Origin of the sequence: Microcoleus sp. S36a_B3 (assembly GCF_036700745.1) — a bacterium.
Classification (GTDB): Bacteria; Cyanobacteriota; Cyanobacteriia; order Cyanobacteriales; family Microcoleaceae; genus Microcoleus.
Genome location: NZ_JAUBPN010000005.1, coordinates 56,958 through 72,141, shown reverse-complemented (window position 1 = coordinate 72,141; position 15,184 = coordinate 56,958). Strand labels below are relative to the sequence as shown.

Annotated in this window: 11 protein-coding genes and 1 tRNA gene; 2 read left to right on the top strand and 10 right to left on the bottom strand. The window is 47.4% G+C overall.

All coding sequences use genetic code 11. The features are described 5' to 3' along the window. Positions 1 to 245: 245 nt before the first annotated feature. The 10 genes from QUA01_RS07720 to QUA01_RS07675 all read right to left on the bottom strand — a co-directional run bounded on the left by QUA01_RS07720 (position 246) and on the right by QUA01_RS07675 (position 13,010). On the bottom strand, positions 246 to 4,280 hold the full coding sequence (locus QUA01_RS07720) for a hypothetical protein (protein WP_333088906.1): 4,035 nt from the start codon (positions 4,278 to 4,280) through the stop codon (positions 246 to 248). Positions 4,281 to 4,567: 287 nt separating this feature from the next. After that, positions 4,568 to 5,131 carry a peroxiredoxin family protein gene (locus QUA01_RS07715; protein ID WP_333088905.1) on the bottom strand — a complete coding sequence of 188 codons (564 nt, stop codon included), beginning with the start codon at positions 5,129 to 5,131 and terminating at the stop codon, positions 4,568 to 4,570. A 136-nt stretch (positions 5,132 to 5,267) separates the two neighbouring features. Beyond that, a complete protein-coding gene (locus tag QUA01_RS07710) occupies positions 5,268 to 5,867 on the bottom strand; it encodes a peroxiredoxin (RefSeq protein WP_194010381.1) in 600 nt (199 codons plus the stop codon). A gap of 126 nt (positions 5,868 to 5,993) precedes the next feature. Then, a tRNA-Met gene (locus tag QUA01_RS07705) sits at positions 5,994 to 6,066 on the bottom strand. Positions 6,067 to 6,204: 138 nt separating this feature from the next. Next, the gene (locus tag QUA01_RS07700; protein ID WP_333088903.1) at positions 6,205 to 8,622 is read right to left on the bottom strand and encodes a peptidoglycan DD-metalloendopeptidase family protein; all 2,418 of its coding nucleotides are present in this window, start codon (positions 8,620 to 8,622) and stop codon (positions 6,205 to 6,207) included. A 590-nt stretch (positions 8,623 to 9,212) separates the two neighbouring features. Next, positions 9,213 to 9,674 carry a tRNA (cytidine(34)-2'-O)-methyltransferase gene (locus QUA01_RS07695; RefSeq protein WP_194010379.1) on the bottom strand — a complete coding sequence of 154 codons (462 nt, stop codon included), beginning with the start codon at positions 9,672 to 9,674 and terminating at the stop codon, positions 9,213 to 9,215. Positions 9,675 to 9,921: 247 nt separating this feature from the next. Further along, on the bottom strand, positions 9,922 to 11,073 hold the full coding sequence (gene gshA, locus QUA01_RS07690) for a glutamate--cysteine ligase (protein WP_333088900.1): 1,152 nt from the start codon (positions 11,071 to 11,073) through the stop codon (positions 9,922 to 9,924). 35 nt (positions 11,074 to 11,108) lie between these two features. Continuing rightward, positions 11,109 to 11,363, bottom strand: coding sequence for a hypothetical protein (locus QUA01_RS07685; RefSeq protein WP_333088897.1), 255 nt, complete (start codon positions 11,361 to 11,363; stop codon positions 11,109 to 11,111). A gap of 47 nt (positions 11,364 to 11,410) precedes the next feature. Next, a complete protein-coding gene (locus tag QUA01_RS07680; protein WP_194066012.1) occupies positions 11,411 to 11,959 on the bottom strand; it encodes a DoxX family protein in 549 nt (182 codons plus the stop codon). 148 nt (positions 11,960 to 12,107) lie between these two features. Next, complete coding sequence (locus QUA01_RS07675; protein ID WP_194066011.1) at positions 12,108 to 13,010, bottom strand: SMP-30/gluconolactonase/LRE family protein; 903 nt, start codon at positions 13,008 to 13,010, stop codon at positions 12,108 to 12,110. A 510-nt stretch (positions 13,011 to 13,520) separates the two neighbouring features. Here QUA01_RS07675 and QUA01_RS07670 point away from each other — a divergent pair. Next, positions 13,521 to 14,669, top strand: coding sequence for an L-dopachrome tautomerase-related protein (locus QUA01_RS07670; RefSeq protein ID WP_228049742.1), 1,149 nt, complete (start codon positions 13,521 to 13,523; stop codon positions 14,667 to 14,669). A gap of 75 nt (positions 14,670 to 14,744) precedes the next feature. Continuing rightward, positions 14,745 to 15,167 (top strand): fasciclin domain-containing protein, encoded by a 423-nt coding sequence (locus QUA01_RS07665; protein ID WP_333088893.1) that lies wholly within the window; start codon positions 14,745 to 14,747, stop codon positions 15,165 to 15,167. Positions 15,168 to 15,184: the final 17 nt, after the last annotated feature.

Genomic DNA, 15,184 nt, shown 5'->3' with positions numbered 1-15,184 from the left:
CTTTTTAAGCCGGGAATGTCAAGCCTTTGACCCCAAAAAAAAGGGCGTTTTTTTTTACATTTATCGGAGAAATTATAGTTTTGGTAAACCCGCTCTTCCGGGGCAACAGGATTTGATTAGACGAGCAAGTGCATAAATCTTTGATTGATAGAGCAACCGCAGATGCCCTGCTGATCGACGCAGATTAACGCAGATACTTTGAAGAAGAGCGAGGGAATGAAACGAAGAGGTGTCTTGCGGAAAATTCAATCCCAAGATTGGAACTGTACAACCCAATGCTGCACAAAAGCAGAAATGCGATCGCGCCGAGTTTCAAAAGTAGCAGCAATCCAGATAAATACAATCCCAAAAGCCAAACCGATCGCCCATTTAATCAGTGGATAATCGAAAATCAGCACTACTAACTGATAGAAAACATTGATTAAGAAAATTCCTGTCCCCACAAACAAAAACGCCCGCACTCTCAGCGCCAAACCAGCCACAATCGCTAGCAAACTAAAAGCCCCCGCTACTAAACCGTGGCTTTGCTGAGTAAAAAGAGGTATCCCGCAAATCAGCGCCGTGGCGAGGATTCGCAGAGTGTGGCGCAGGGTTTTTTGGGCTGGTAGTTGCAAAGCGCGATTCCCTACGGGATAGCTACGCTTCACGAACTGAACAACATAAAGGAAAGAAAGCCCCAAAGGAGTAAAGTAGTATTCAGGCAGAGTCAATCCCATTTGTGCAAACCACTGCAACAATAGCCAGTCAATTATGGCCACACTCACGTAGGTAAAACGGACTTCCTGCTTTTCCCAAGCTAGGAAAATATAAAACGCGGCAGCTATCAACCAGCTAATCGGATAAAACTTAGCCGGAGATTCCAAAATAGCTACTGCGGGAATCAGCGAAGCAATTATCCGCCAAGGTTTTTTTGACCAACCCCAGTTATCCCAAGGTAAAATATAAATGAAATAGGCAAATAAAGAAGCAAAAGCAACTTTCCACGGCCCCAGCGGCCCGGAAATGTACTTGACTAAAGGCGTATTTATCCAATAAAGCCGGACTCCAAAGGCTTCTAGCCAGCCCAAGTAAATCCAAATTTCTGCCCACAGGCGATCGAGATTATTTTGCCCTTGCAAGAAAGCGTACTGCACTAATAAAGCACCGGTGACTAATCCTAAATTTATCCCGGATTTAATATCGTTGGTAGAAGCCAAAATTAGGATTACGCTGCTCAAAACCCAGTGCAGGTGAGCAAATATTTTCAACCCCGCATTAGTTAAATGCAAATAGTTGCTAAGCCAAGGAGACAAAATGCGATATATATAGGTTAAAGTTGTACCGAGGGTTGCCAGCACAATTAAACCGTCACCAAAAGAGCCTCCCGGTGTTTGCAATAGTTGATAAATCACTGATTCGCCAGCAGAAACTGAGACACCAATTAATCCTAAATAAACCAGAGGTTTGAATTGTTGCTCACGCCTACCAATGCCGATCGCAATTAAAGACGCACCAAACACAGTTAAACCAGTCCAATTGGCAAAAGTTTGCGATCGCAAAATCAAACCCAACAACCCGTAAACCAAAGGTATAACGTGAATGCTGGGTAAAATTGTGCGATTGTCGGAATTGCGCCGCCGCCACCAATCGCCCATCAATTGTGCAAACAACCCGATCGCAATATTCGCTACAGCCAAATTAATCGCAGTGCGATCGACAAAACTCAAACCGACTGCTGTCAGCAACTCCAAACTCCAAGCCAAAGCATAAATTGCCAGAGGCGAAAGTTGGTGCAAACTTCGGAAAACAATCGCAGCCATGATTACCAAAGTAGCAGCCAATACTTCAGCAGAGGCGGAGAAATTGAAGGTAGGGCGTGCGTAGAGTTCAAAAGAATAAAAAGTAATAGTTGTCAACAGCAAGCTGGCGAGTAAGACAGCCCAACCATCTAAAGCTCGATCGTAAATTTGAGCTAATCGAGAAGGCTGAGGGAAACGGCTGGAAACACGAACAATCGTGCTGCGAAACAACCAGAGACACAAAAGTGCGATCGCCCCAGCAATTCCCCAAGCCCAACCAGATACAAAACCTAATCGATCGATTACCGCAGCTACAAAACCCAAGTTAAATCCGACACAAATTGCAGCCGCCGGTACCTCTACCAAATAGAAAGTATTGACTAACATCAACGCAGCAGCCAAACCCAAAGCGATTAACTGATATCCGGGGAAACTCAAAATCAGAAATTGTCCTAAAATTAGAGCGATCGCGCTGAATGTACTGGCGACTTGTTTGTGAGGAAAATCAGTATATTTAGCAACAGCAGTCAAAGCCAAAGGTGCGGCCAGCCAAATCAAACCCCCCGGAGACTGCAAATTACTGTAGAGCAAGATAAAGCTGAATCCCGCCAATCCTAAACCCAGATTCCAAGAACTTTGGAACCATGCAGGATGCCAGCGGAAAAAGGCAGAATTTTCTCTGATATTTGCTGCTTTCATCCAGACCAAAAATCCCCATTCAGCCGCCATAAACAGCAATAAAATTCCTGCCCAAATATGGGGTGTTTGGTTGGGAAAAAATAAGTCAATTGTCGAAGCGATCGCGCCTAAACCCAGAATGTGAGTCAGGTAAACTAAAAATGCCGGATTTCGCTGGCGATCGACTGCAGAATCTGGGATTGAGAATCGCCGGGAATTATCGGGGATGACGTATTTCCAAGTAATCCAAACTAAAGTTAAAGTAGAAACCAATAAATTGAGCGATCGCCAAAAAGGATTGACGGAACTAATAACAGTTAAAACACTGCCTAAACCAAGAGCAAGATTTTCACCAAAACTGGCAAGTTGAAACTTGCGCGATCGGTAGAGCCACTGCGCCGCAGTTGCGGTTAAAATTAAATAAGGCAAGAGCAAAACACCCCACAAAACCCAAGGAGTTTGCCCAGAGTGGGTAAGCTGAGTTAAAAATGTAGAAAATTGTGTTTTAATCCCTAAAGGAACAACTCGCCAAAACAGCCAAATCGTTTGAATTCCTACCGCTTCAAGCATTAGCAAATCAAACTTTTGCCAAAATCGCACTAAGCGGCTATAAAAAAACCAAATAGCCAATCCGCTAACTGCGATCGCCTGTAGGGGAATTTCGCGAAAACAAACCAGCCAGCCCAAACCCAATAAAGCCCCTCCGGCTAATTGCCAGTTAAAAAAACTGCCGGGATTTGGGTTGTCGGATATCTTGTTTGTAATAGTCCGAGATGCGAGAGGGTGCTGCCAATCCAACCATGCTAAAAGCACGCCGCAAATCCCCAAAGCTAAACCCATTTGAGCGATATCTACGCCCTTGACAAATATCGCCCGACCCAGTAAAATTCCTAAAGAATAGGCTACTAAAGCAGCTTTTTTGTAAGTCAGAAAATCTGGGCTGGAAGTAAAAGCAGCGGCGATGGTTTCAGCGTTTTCCCCGCGTCGGACAGATTGTAAGCGTTGTTGTTGAACTTGATAAACACCAGCAGCAGTAGTTCCGACGGTACCCAAATAAACTGCAGCTAGGGAAAAGCCTACAAATCCCCAACCCCAGTGCAAATAACTCAATCCCAAATGATTTAGGGCGATCGAGCAAGTGACGTTTTTACCCGACAAGCTTTCATACTGAGATTTAATAATCCCGCGTGTTATCCAAGTTAAAATAAGTGCAGCGGCGATTGCTACGGCCCAATTCCAGGGATATTGCCACAATCCAAAAGTGTCCATCGCCCAAAAATTAATCGGCACCAGTAACAGTGTTACTTTTTGCAAAGTTTGAGCAGTCAAGTGCAAATTAGCCTGTTTTTTAGCCCAACTGCTAATCGCCCAAAATGTTAAAGTATAAGCTAACAAAACTCCATATTGTCCGGCAGCCGGAAATCTTTCCCACTGACTAGCAGCTAAGACTCCAGAGGAGACAACTACCATGAACACTCCTAAAAATAACAGCCACACGACGCTAATTTCGGCTATGAACGAGTGCAAAATTTGAGCAACCAAATTAGGGGTGCGAGCCGTTTCTGCGCGCTCTACAACGTTTTTAGCGGTGCTGGGCAATGCTTTTTGTGTTGAGAGAGCGGGTATTTTTGATTGAGTAATTGGGGCGATCGTCTTTGAGGGTTCGGGCAGGGGACAAACTAAATATTGTCGGCACAATTGCTCAACCTCAGCGGGCTCGATCAAGCCCAGCCGCAGCCACGCATCTAAACCTGTCAACAACTCAGGGTGCGAGGCTAAGACGCTGAATTCAATTTTACTCGATCGACCTTTTGGAGACGACATCGGCTTAAACTGGTGCTAGCTACATTCCAGCTATAGTCTAGATTAATGCCGATCGAACATCGGAGTATTCCGCCCTGAGAATTGGCACAACGAGTTATATCGTGTCCCTGTTCGTAGTGCGAGTCGTCCGCACTACGAACGCTTTTTGTTATGGTTGTAGGCCGGACATGATAGATTTATCGCCAAACATAAAAATAACCGCGTACACCTGCGTGTATCTGCGGTTAAAAACTTCCATAGTTCGCGGAAGCAGGGGTATTTAGAAAGCGGGTTTTTCAACCAAAGTATTAGGATAGGGTATTGCCGTCTTCTTGCTTGTCGAAATATTTCAGCAAAGTTTCCACACTAGCATTGTGGTCGATGAAAGAAAACAAATGTTTAAATAGCAGTTTTCCATCTCGATCCAAAACAAACTGAGCGGGCAAAGGAGCGCCCAAAGCTTGACCGGTTTGATAAGTGCGAAACACTTTTACGCCTGGATCGGAAAGCAGGGGCATTTTCAAGCCTAAATCTTTAACCACAATTTGGCTTTGGCGATCGTCCGTGCTAGTTACCATCAATAATTCTATATTGCGATCGGCAAATTTTTCCCAGCTTTCATTCAAAGCCTTAATATGAGGAAAACAGAAAGGGCAATATTGCTTTTCAGTAAAAATCCGCGTAAAAGCCAGAACTACTGGTCTATCGCCGCGGTAATTCGACAGTCGCACCAATTTACCATTATTAATATCCGGCAGTTCAAAATCAGGAGTCATCTGTCCCAGCTTCAGAACATTAGTGGCGGGAACAGGCAATAAATTTTGGAAAAACCGCTGATTTAACAAGCCGCTAAAATCTGTAGAAGTCAGCATATTTCCTAATTAGGGGATTGGTAATTGGTAATTGGTAATTGGTAATTGGTAATACCAGATATTTTAAGCCCGGATAGTTGGGAGTTTTGAATTAAAAACTTTTTAATTCAAAACTCGCTTACTCAAAACTATGAAGTTAGACCGCAGCAAAGAATACTTTGGACTTAACCGGGTCGGGAGTCATAGTCTTGTCACCGGGCTGCCAGCCTGCGGGACAAACTTCATCGGGGTGAGACTGGACGTGTTGAATAGCTTGCAGCGTGCGGAGGGTTTCGTCTACGTTGCGGCCGAAGGCAAGATTGTTGATAGTAGAGTGTTGGATGATGCCTTCTTTGTCGATAATGAACAGACCTCTGAGGGCAATACCGGCTTCAGGGTCTAGGACGTTGTAGTCGGAACTAATTGTTTTTTTGAGGTCAGCAACTAAGGGATAGTTGATGTCGCCGATACCGCCTGATTTGCGGTCTGTTTGTATCCAAGCGAGGTGAGAGAATTCGCTGTCAACGGATACGCCGAGGATTTCGGTATCGATTTTCTTGAAGTCCTCATGGCGATCGCTAAATGCTGTAATCTCAGTCGGGCACACAAAGGTGAAGTCCAAGGGATAGAAGAACAGGACTACATACTTTTTGCCTTTATAGTCTGACAGTTTAACTGTCTTGAATTCCTGATCCACTACGGCTGTTGCTGCGAAATCCGGTGCAGCTTGACCAACCCGGAGGCATTCACTTGTCATAGATTTTGTTTCCTTTTTTACGAACTGTTACAAATATATCATAGTCATAACGACTACAAGTATCTTGTCAAAAAATCAAAAAAACGCGCTCTCAAAATTGAGAGCGCGGTTTTTTAAATGAAATGATGGCTCAGGCGGGATTTGAACCTGCGACCTTGGGCTTATGAGTCCCCTGCGCTAACCACTGCGCCACTGAGCCAAATTCACTTCACGATTTACTATCGTAGCATGGTATGGCGAGCTATGGCTGCTTGCCATCCAACATTATTTCTAATAACTCCTAGTCAAAGTCATGAGTTTTGATAATGAGTCAAAACCCATAACTTCCGACCAGTTGTTACCTAGAAGCGCTAGAGCTATCGTCAGGCAGAAAAGCCATTGGATTGACTGCACCCTGTCCGGCGGGATGGACTTCAAAGTGCAAGTGCGGCCCCGTACTGAAGCCGGTGCTGCCCATTTCTGAAATCTGTTCGCCTTGAGCGACTGTCTGACCCTTTTGCACCAAAATTCGGCTGTTGTGGGCGTAGACGGTCTCTGAGCCGTCTGCATGGGTAATTTCCACCAGATAGCCGTAGCCGCCGTCGTTCCACTGTGCATAGGTCACCACCCCGTTGTCGGCGGCCATAATTGGCGTACCGATCGGCCCTGCAATATCAATTCCCTTGTGCATCCGTCCCCAACGCCAGCCGTAGCCAGAAGTGAGAACGCCCTTAGCCGGCCAAATAAACCCGTTGGCAGACCGTTGTTTGCCGTTAGGCAGATAAGTATCAGGGCCCGAAAGCGGAGGCAGTTCTGGAGAAACCATGCGTCCCATAGACGGGTTGCTCAGGGGGTCGTAACCCTGGGAACCCAAAGGAGCCGTTGCTACCACAGGCCGATCCAGAGTCGAGTTCGGCGTCAGGTCGATCGGTTGGAGTTCGGCGGCGCGAGCCGGGTCAAAACGCTCTTGCTGCTGCTTCTGAACCTGCTCTGACCAATCTCTCGAAGGCGGTCTGCTGATTTCGTTCTGCACAGCCCCAGGGTACTCGGGAGTGTAGAGGTCAGGATTTACACTTGGGAGTTCCTGAGACGGGTTGGTCGAGGCGAAAGTCGTCTCCTGCTCAGTTGGAGCTAGGGAGACTGCATTTGGGCCGATCGAATTGCGTTCGGCGCGATATTCCTCTCGCAGCCTGCCAACTTCAGCCCTCAAGCGTTCGGCATAAGGGTTGAGAGCCTGACCTGCGGGACGGGCCTCGGAATTCGACTCAGGTAAAGCGCTACCGTCCGCTGCATTTAAACCCTGGGTGCTAGCATTTGGCAGAAAGCTGACCGGCTGGGGGTATTCTCCCGTAGCGATGGCGGTAGCAGTTGCACTTGCTGGCTGAGGCAGGGCACTGGTGTCAACGGCACCTGTAAAAGTTGGTTCGCCTTGAAGCTCCAGTTTACCGGGGTCGCTAATAGTTTGAGAAACTTGAGTTAGCGAAATGCTGTTGATTTTGGGAACCATCGGCGCTGAAATATTGTTCAGGCCTTCCAAGTTCCCTAGGGGAGAGACAACAGGCGCTGTAGGAGCGGATGCTGTAACTATCGAGTCAGTTCTTTCCGGGGTAGAGGAACTCTGGTTCAAAGATGCGGGAACCGAAGCTGCTGACCACAGAGATCTAGAGTAGGAGGCAGAATCAGAGGCTGCCGCCTGCACCGCGGGATTATTTGACCCAACTTGGGGAATTTTTAGCTGTTGATTTACATTCAGCAAGTTGGGGTTGCCGAGCTTGTTGGCTGCGATCAGCTCTTTGGGCAATACGCCGTAACCTTTGGCGATCGCATCTAGGGTATCTCCCGGACGGACGCTGTACAGTACCGTTTCTGGCGCGGCGGTACTGCCTGCGGGGGGGACTACCACAGCCGAAGGCAAACCGGGTGTTACCAGAGACTGTTCAATGGACTCGAATGCTCGATCGCCAGAGCCTGCTTGACCGACACCGCCATTGAGAATTACTGGTGTAGTATTGAGGTCTGGAATTGCTGTCTGAGTAGGAGAGTCTGGGGATGCCAGAGTCGTTACAGCAGATGTAGATGAATTTGCTCTTACCGAGGACTCCGACAGGGGCCGACCTGATGCTGTGGTGCGGTTTTCCTGTTTTTTCAGACTGTCTATCGCCCAGTCTGCGTTAGGGTCTTCGATCGAGCTTTGTGCCGATATCGTCTCCTGGTCTGGCGCGGAGTTTGGCTGCCATGACGAAGTTGTACTATCCAACGACTCGGAGCCAGTCAGATTTAACTTTTGTTCGGGATCGACCGCGGCAGTATTGCCGGCGTTCTGTTGTAGAGCCGCTGCCATCGCAGTCGGGATTCTGAGTTCTTGGCCAACTTCGAGTACGGTATCGATTTTGATACCGTTGGCAGTTGCTAGTGCCTGCGGTGCAACTTCATAGTCCCGAGACAACTCCCAGAGGGTTTGTCCCTGTTGAACCTTAACCCCTGCCTGTTCGGCCCGGGAACCGTCAACTTGTGCCGAGGTAGCGGGTGCATTTGCCGAAACTGGCTGTACTTCTGCGGTAGATTTTGCTGCCGTTGCGAGTTCAGACGCGCGAGCGCTGTCTCCATTTCTCGGCAGCAGGATGCCTGAAGCACCTACAGATATTGCCAGCCCGATCGTGGCGAGAGAGCGAACTCTGCCAGTGCTGAGCGTTGTCTGCTTGGACGGTTCTGATGAACCGTCTCCGTCGATTTCACTAGCCTGAACAGGCTTAATTTGGGGATATGTTCGTTTCAAAAAAACGACCTCCTACTGAGAAGCGCTAACTGTCCTTGGAAACACTCAAGGGTATTCCATGACGCTGAATTTAAATCAACCACCAAAAATATTTTGATTGTTGACAGCTATCATGCTTAGGCAAGATTACCTTGCTTTTTAAATTTAGACAAGCTCGAACCGTAATTAATTTTCAAATTCTCGGTCAAACCTGCTGAATTTACACCCACAAGCCTTACGCGGCAATAGCTGGAACGAACAAATAAAATTTGCGTTCCGGCACGGCCTAAGATTCTCACCTATTATCCGACTTTATGCTAATTTCCGGACAACCTACAACCGTATATTTACTAGATATCAATAGCAGCAAGGCACAATACGGCGATCCCTGGTATCCTAAGTCCCTGAAATCCTCTGTTTTTCTGGCTTAATCATCTAGGGAGCAATTTTGTATTGCTGATAACAATATGTTTTGGGATGAATAAAATATATTAATCAAAGCTATCTAGAATTTCACCGCTTTGATACAAATTTCTTATATTTAAATCAAGGTTTAGCAGCCCCTAGCAGCGATTAAATATCTATATGTGTATGTAGGTGTCGATCGAGATTTATCCGAGTTCGCCCAACTGTCGTTTAGCCTCAAATAAACCCACAGCGGCGCTAACAGAGAGGTTCAAACTCCTAACTCCAGGCTGGCTCATGGGAATAAAAACTGTGGCATCGCAGGCATCTAAGACGAATTGGGGAATGCCGACAGTTTCCGAGCCAAACATCAGCCAATCGTCTGGCTGAAATTGGAATTCGGCATAATTGCATCGCCCGCCAGTGCTGAATCCGATCGATCGCCCCCCTCGCTGTTGGCGACAAGCCAGAAAAGCCGGCAAATCTTCGTGACATTGGAGGTTAACGTAGGGCCAGTAATCTAAGCCAGCGCGTTTCAGGTAGCGATCGGTAATTTCAAAGCCCAGCGGGCCGACTAAATGCAGTTCCGTGCCTGTAGCAGCACAAGTGCGGGCAATATTGCCAGTATTCGGGGGGATTTGCGGGTGAATCAAGACAAGTTGGGGCATGAAGCTAATTAAAAACGCAAAAGACAGCTCTGGGGAGAAGTATAAATATACCTAAAAAGTAGATAGCAGTTATAGCTTTTATTTATAACCTCTGTAAAGTGCGATTGATTAAATATTCTGATTTGTTTTTTGGGGCTGTGCTTGGCAAATTTTTCATTCTCCCAAAATTCGGGCTATGGGAATTGTGGGCTGAGTACGGACAGCCAGGGGCTAGTGAGAAGCCCCCGCGATGGGAATGGCAGATAGTTTAGGCAACTAACTGGGCGCACAAATTGTCTTCGAGCTCCCATTCTTGGTGAGCCATGCCATCAATCCCTTGGAGAATAATACTGCGGGTGTCCAAACCGTCCTCGTGCAGCTTCAACCATTGCTGGGCGGTGTTACCTTCCCGGAGAATCTTTTTGAGAGGCGAGAGAAAGCAACTAAAGCCGCGTTTCTTGGCAAGAGGGAACACCTCCTGGTAAATTTCCTCAATCCAATCTCGTGCCAAAATCTTTCTGCCATCTTGCCAGTGGATGAGTTCGGCATCCAAACTTTGCCTGGATGCAGAAATTTCGTTGGCATCTGTGAGAGCAACTAAGTCTTGGTTGCGGGTAGCCGCCGGCAAGGTGCTCAGTTGTAAAGGATCTAAACTGGGGTCTTCCATCAATTGCCAAATGCGAGCTTCTAGCAAGGCAGTGATGGCCAATAAAGCCAGAGGATTGACTTCGAGGTCGCAAATTCTGAGTTCGAGGCGGTTGAGACAGTAGGGGCGCCGATCGCCATTTGGGCGCACAGCAGACCACAAATGGCGGACATTTTGCATGGTGCCGAGTTCTAACTGTTCTTCAGTCCACTGGATGTAATGCTTGTGACTTTCAAACAGGGGGACGACGGCGGGAGTTTTGGGAAACAAACCCCAGCGAGTGGAATGGTAGCCCGTGACTTCGCCGTCGAGAAACGGAGAAGAGGCGCTCAAGGCAAGGTAAAGCGGTGCTTCGACGCGGGCGAGGCGGATGGCGCGCATCAGCAGTTCTGGTTGGGAGATGCCGATGTTGATGTGAATGCTGGCGGTAACGACTTTGGTGCCGTAGGTTTGCTCAATGTAGGTATGGTAGGGGTTGTTGGGATCGGAGCGGTAAAATCGATCGCTCCCGCCGAGAGATAGGGTACTTCCAGGCAGCAAGGTATAGTCGCCCAATTGTTTGAGATACTCGCGCAGCCGGACTCTGGGCTTAACTAGGGCGCACAGCAGGCGATCGTAGCTGCACAGCGGGGCAGTCGTGTACTCCACATTGCGGCTATCAGGCTCCCGGACAAATCCCTCTAAATTGGCGACTATGCGATCGGAAAGACCGACAACCTCACCTTGGGGCGTGCCGGTATACATTTCTACTTCAAAGCCTTTTGATAGCAGCACGTTTGTTCCTCAGATAATAAGTTGAGTGCTAGTTTCTAGTATCCCAAAAATTGAGCTGTTCGTACTATCTGCCACGAGGCAGAGTTGTAATTTTTGGTTGCTGGTAGTGAAACCGGGTGTGCAGGCGCGAACTTGGTTTGAGCGTTTGCAGATGCAAATGCGGGCACCGCCAACAGTTTCCGGGGCGGTTGTAGAGTCACAAAGGCTGTTTGTTCGATCGCGGGCGTGTTTGATTCGGCCTTGGTGGCGATCGTACTTGCGGTGAAGGGCACCCCTCCCAATTTTTGCAACAGACATCTCCGGTAATGCTTGCCGATCGAGTTCGCTTGCAGGTTCTTTACCCTCCAAAAATCAGAGCATCCAGCGAATAGGCACCAGGCCCTAAAACTGCGATCGCCACCAGCATCAAACAGTACATAAAAGCTTTCTCCCAGCTTGGCGGTTCGCCCTTGCCATTTGGCCCTTCATACTGCCCTTGGGGAATTAAATAGGGATCGCTAGCAACAAAAGGCAACCCTTTGGATAAATCTAAATAAATTGCGAATAGCATAGAACCAAGAATCGGCAGACTTGCTAATAGTGTCAGAAATCCCAGAATCAGACAAACTCCGCCAGCCAACATGGAAGCTGCTGAGAGAAAGCACAGAAACAGCGGCATTTTCATAGCATCAGACCACTCTCGAAGATGTGTTATTTTTGGGTAGCCGTGCAGCATAAATAGCCCGCCGACACCAACTCTCAGCAATAAAAGTGCCCAGCCGAGAATGCCGGTCGGATAGACGGGATTGAGTGAACTGAGCAGTTTGAAACTTAGTTCTGGTAGATGAGTTGAAACTTGAGCGAACAGCAGCGCGATCGCCACACCCAGAGCAAATTTGTAAATCATTTGGTCATTTCCAATCGATTGAGATATTCTAAATTGGACATCATTAAACATCTATTAGACTTCTGTTCCAAAAGCTTGTAAAAAATAGGCAGGATGCCTGTTCCACAAGAATTACGGGAGAGGTCTATTGCAGGTGGCGAGAACAGCTTTATTGACACCCGCGAGTGTTGAGATCGATCGCATATAAAGATGTGCCAGCAGCGATCCAGAGGCGATCGCGTTTTTTTCCCCCAAAAGTCAGGTTAGCGCAAGTCTCCGGTACCGGAATTTTCCCCAAACGAGTACCGTCGGGGGCGTACACCTGCACGCTATCTTTGGAAGTTGTAAAAATATTGCCGTGTTCGTCGGTTCGCAACCCGTCGGGTTCACCGGGTTCGATGACTGCGAACACCCGGCCGTTGTCTGCAGCGCGATCGGCTACAACATCATAGGCGCGGAGGTGGTGATAGCCTTGGGGCATATTGAAAGCAGAACTATCCGACACGTAGAGGATGCTTTCGTCGGGGCTGAAGGCGAGGCCGTTGGGGCGCAACATATCCGTCACCACCGCATCGATCGCACCCGTCGCCGGATCGAAGCGGTACACAAAACATCCAGGCTGTTCCTGTTGTCCGCCGTATCCCTGGTCGGGCTGCGTCAGGCCGTAGGGGGGGTCAGTGAACCAGATCGTGCCGTCACTCTTGACTACCAAGTCATTGGGGCTGTTGAGGCGCGATCCTCGGTAGCGATCGACCAACACCCGCCATTCGCCGCTGTGTTCGCGCCGGACGATCGCGCGCAAACCCGACGAACACGAGACAAGGCGACCTTCGCGATCGCGGTAATTACCGCTTTGATAGTCGGAGGGGTCGCGCAAAACGCTCATTCCCTGGCGGGGACTCCAGCGCAGCAAGCGATTGCCGTGAGCATCGCTCCACACCACGCTATCATCTTCATGGAAATAAACCGGGCCTTCGCTCCAGACGGCACCGCTGACAACTTTCTGGAGTGAAGCATCAGGGCGCAAAAGCGATTTCAGGCGATCGTCATAAATATTGATGACTTCAGACATTGATATTTTATATTATTTTTAACGTTATTCTTATCCTTAAACAACGAGCGCTCAAATACTAATCAGTCTTTTGATATAAATTTAATCTCATCCATTCGATAGATATAAAAAAATCATCAACAATGTAAAGTTGAACCCATGAAAAACTCTAAAAGAACTGCTTTGTCAATTAACTAGAGGAATTGCGAACTGGTACTTCAAAATCCCGTTTTTCAACCAAAATACTTGCTGAAAACCTATAATTCGGTAAAAAAAATAGATTTTTTGGTGGGTCATGCAAATTTTTTCAACAGTTGACAGTAAACAATTGACAGTTGACAGTTACCTCGGACTCAAGCGCAAAGTGATTGTCAGCGAAGGAAATGGATTTTTCCTTGCACCCTACAGGGGGAGGCTTTACACCCATTTTTTATGGTAAATAGCAATAGCATGGCAGAAATTTTTTAGATACAATCAACGTCCAATTTTCTACTTTTTAAAATTCTTCAAACTCTCAATAGGATTAGTGCAATGGCGAACTTAGCCGCAACCAAATCTATGGCCGCTGTGCCTTCACTGCCAGCCGACAAATCTGCTGGCAATTTAGAGTTAATCACGCTATTCGAGGATGCCATGCCGATCGGGGTTGCGGTATCCAAGCAAGGGCGAATTTTCATCAGCTATCCCCGACTGGTTGACGATGTAGAATTCACCGTTGCGGAACTCAAACAGCCACTAGAAAAAAACGGCAATCCTGTTCCCTACCCCAATGCAGAAATCCACAAGTTAGATTTAGCTTCGCCCTCAGAAAAGTTGCTGTGCGTTCAAGGGATGACCATCGACGCGCGCGATCGCCTTTGGCTGTTAGATCATGCAAAAATTAAGCAAAATTTAGTTCCCTCCGGCGGCCCGAAACTGGTGGGAATTGACCTGAATGGCGATCGTATTGTCAAGAAAATTCTGTTTCCCGAATCCGTCGCCTCTGCCAATTCTACCTTGAATGACGTGCGCGTCGATTTGCGCTGGGGAGAGGATGGGATTGCATTTATTACCGACTCCTCGGAAGAAGGGCCTAACGGCATTGTTGTCGTAGATTTAGCCACCGGAAACAGTTGGAGAAAACTCAATGACCATCCTTCAACTAAACCAATTCCCGGCTTTTTGCCCATAGTCGAAGGTCAACCGATGATGGTGCGGCATCCCAACAAACCGGCCAAGCACATTCACACCGGCAGCGATGGCATTGCCCTCAGCGGTGACGGTCAAAGACTGTTCTATTGTCCCCTAGCAAGCCGACACCTTTACAGCGTCAGTATTGAAGCATTAGTTAATCAAAATTTACCTGATGAAAATGTTGCCGCCACAGTCATCGATCACGGTGAAAAAGGCGCTTCTGGCGGCATGGTTTCCGACGACAAAAATCACCTTTACGTGACAAACTACGAAAACAATTCAATTTTGCGCCACCTCCCTGATGGTACGTGGGAAACACTCGCCCACGATGCGCGAATGCTGTGGCCGAATTGCCTATTTGTTGCCCAAGATGGCTATCTCTACTTTACTGTAGATCAGTGGAATAGGAACCCCAGCTATCATAACGGGCAAGACTTGCGCGAGAAACCTTACAGCCTGTTTCGCATCCAAATTAATGCGGGGCAAGTGTTGCTCGATCGCAGCTAAAATCTAGTTGGCAAATTCATTATTTTTTGCAAGATTACCTGAAATATTCAGGAGAAAGATCGAGATCTGATATTTATGGTAAATACTGCAATTAAGGCGGTTTTTTGGAGTAATTTAATAACAGCTCTAAATGCTGCTAGCTTGGTAGAAGGTTTAAAAACAGAAGGCTTTTTTGCCGTGTTGGAACTAACTGATTTAGCGTTTTCTAAACTGCCGTCGGGAACTGTAAAAGCTTTGCTAAAATATATCCGGGATTTGATGAAAGTTTTAACCTATCATGTGATTCGCGAGCGGAAAATCGCGGCAGCAGAAATTGGCAAAACTAATTCAGCCACCACCTCCGAAGGTTCAACTCTCAAGATTGATACTGCTAATGGAGTTAAGGTAAACAATGCTAAGGTAGTCAAGCCAGATGTGGAAGCAGATAACGGTGTAATTCACATTATCGATACAGTTGTGATTCCTGAATTTCTGGGTAAGATTGAATCAGTGAGTTAAGGGAACATTATTCCCAA

What these genes read in the sequence shown, in the direction of transcription:
- QUA01_RS07695 (WP_194010379.1), bottom strand. Translation starts at nt 9,674, where the DNA reads ATGCCCCAACTTGTCTTGATTCACCCGCAAATCCCCCCGAATACTGGC.
- QUA01_RS07720 (WP_333088906.1), bottom strand. Translation starts at nt 4,280, where the DNA reads ATGTCGTCTCCAAAAGGTCGATCGAGTAAAATTGAATTCAGCGTCTTA.
- QUA01_RS07670 (WP_228049742.1), top strand. Translation starts at nt 13,521, where the DNA reads ATGGCGAACTTAGCCGCAACCAAATCTATGGCCGCTGTGCCTTCACTG.
- QUA01_RS07665 (WP_333088893.1), top strand. Translation starts at nt 14,745, where the DNA reads ATGGTAAATACTGCAATTAAGGCGGTTTTTTGGAGTAATTTAATAACA.
- QUA01_RS07715 (WP_333088905.1), bottom strand. Translation starts at nt 5,131, where the DNA reads ATGCTGACTTCTACAGATTTTAGCGGCTTGTTAAATCAGCGGTTTTTC.
- QUA01_RS07710 (WP_194010381.1), bottom strand. Translation starts at nt 5,867, where the DNA reads ATGACAAGTGAATGCCTCCGGGTTGGTCAAGCTGCACCGGATTTCGCA.
- QUA01_RS07680 (WP_194066012.1), bottom strand. Translation starts at nt 11,959, where the DNA reads ATGATTTACAAATTTGCTCTGGGTGTGGCGATCGCGCTGCTGTTCGCT.
- QUA01_RS07675 (WP_194066011.1), bottom strand. Translation starts at nt 13,010, where the DNA reads ATGTCTGAAGTCATCAATATTTATGACGATCGCCTGAAATCGCTTTTG.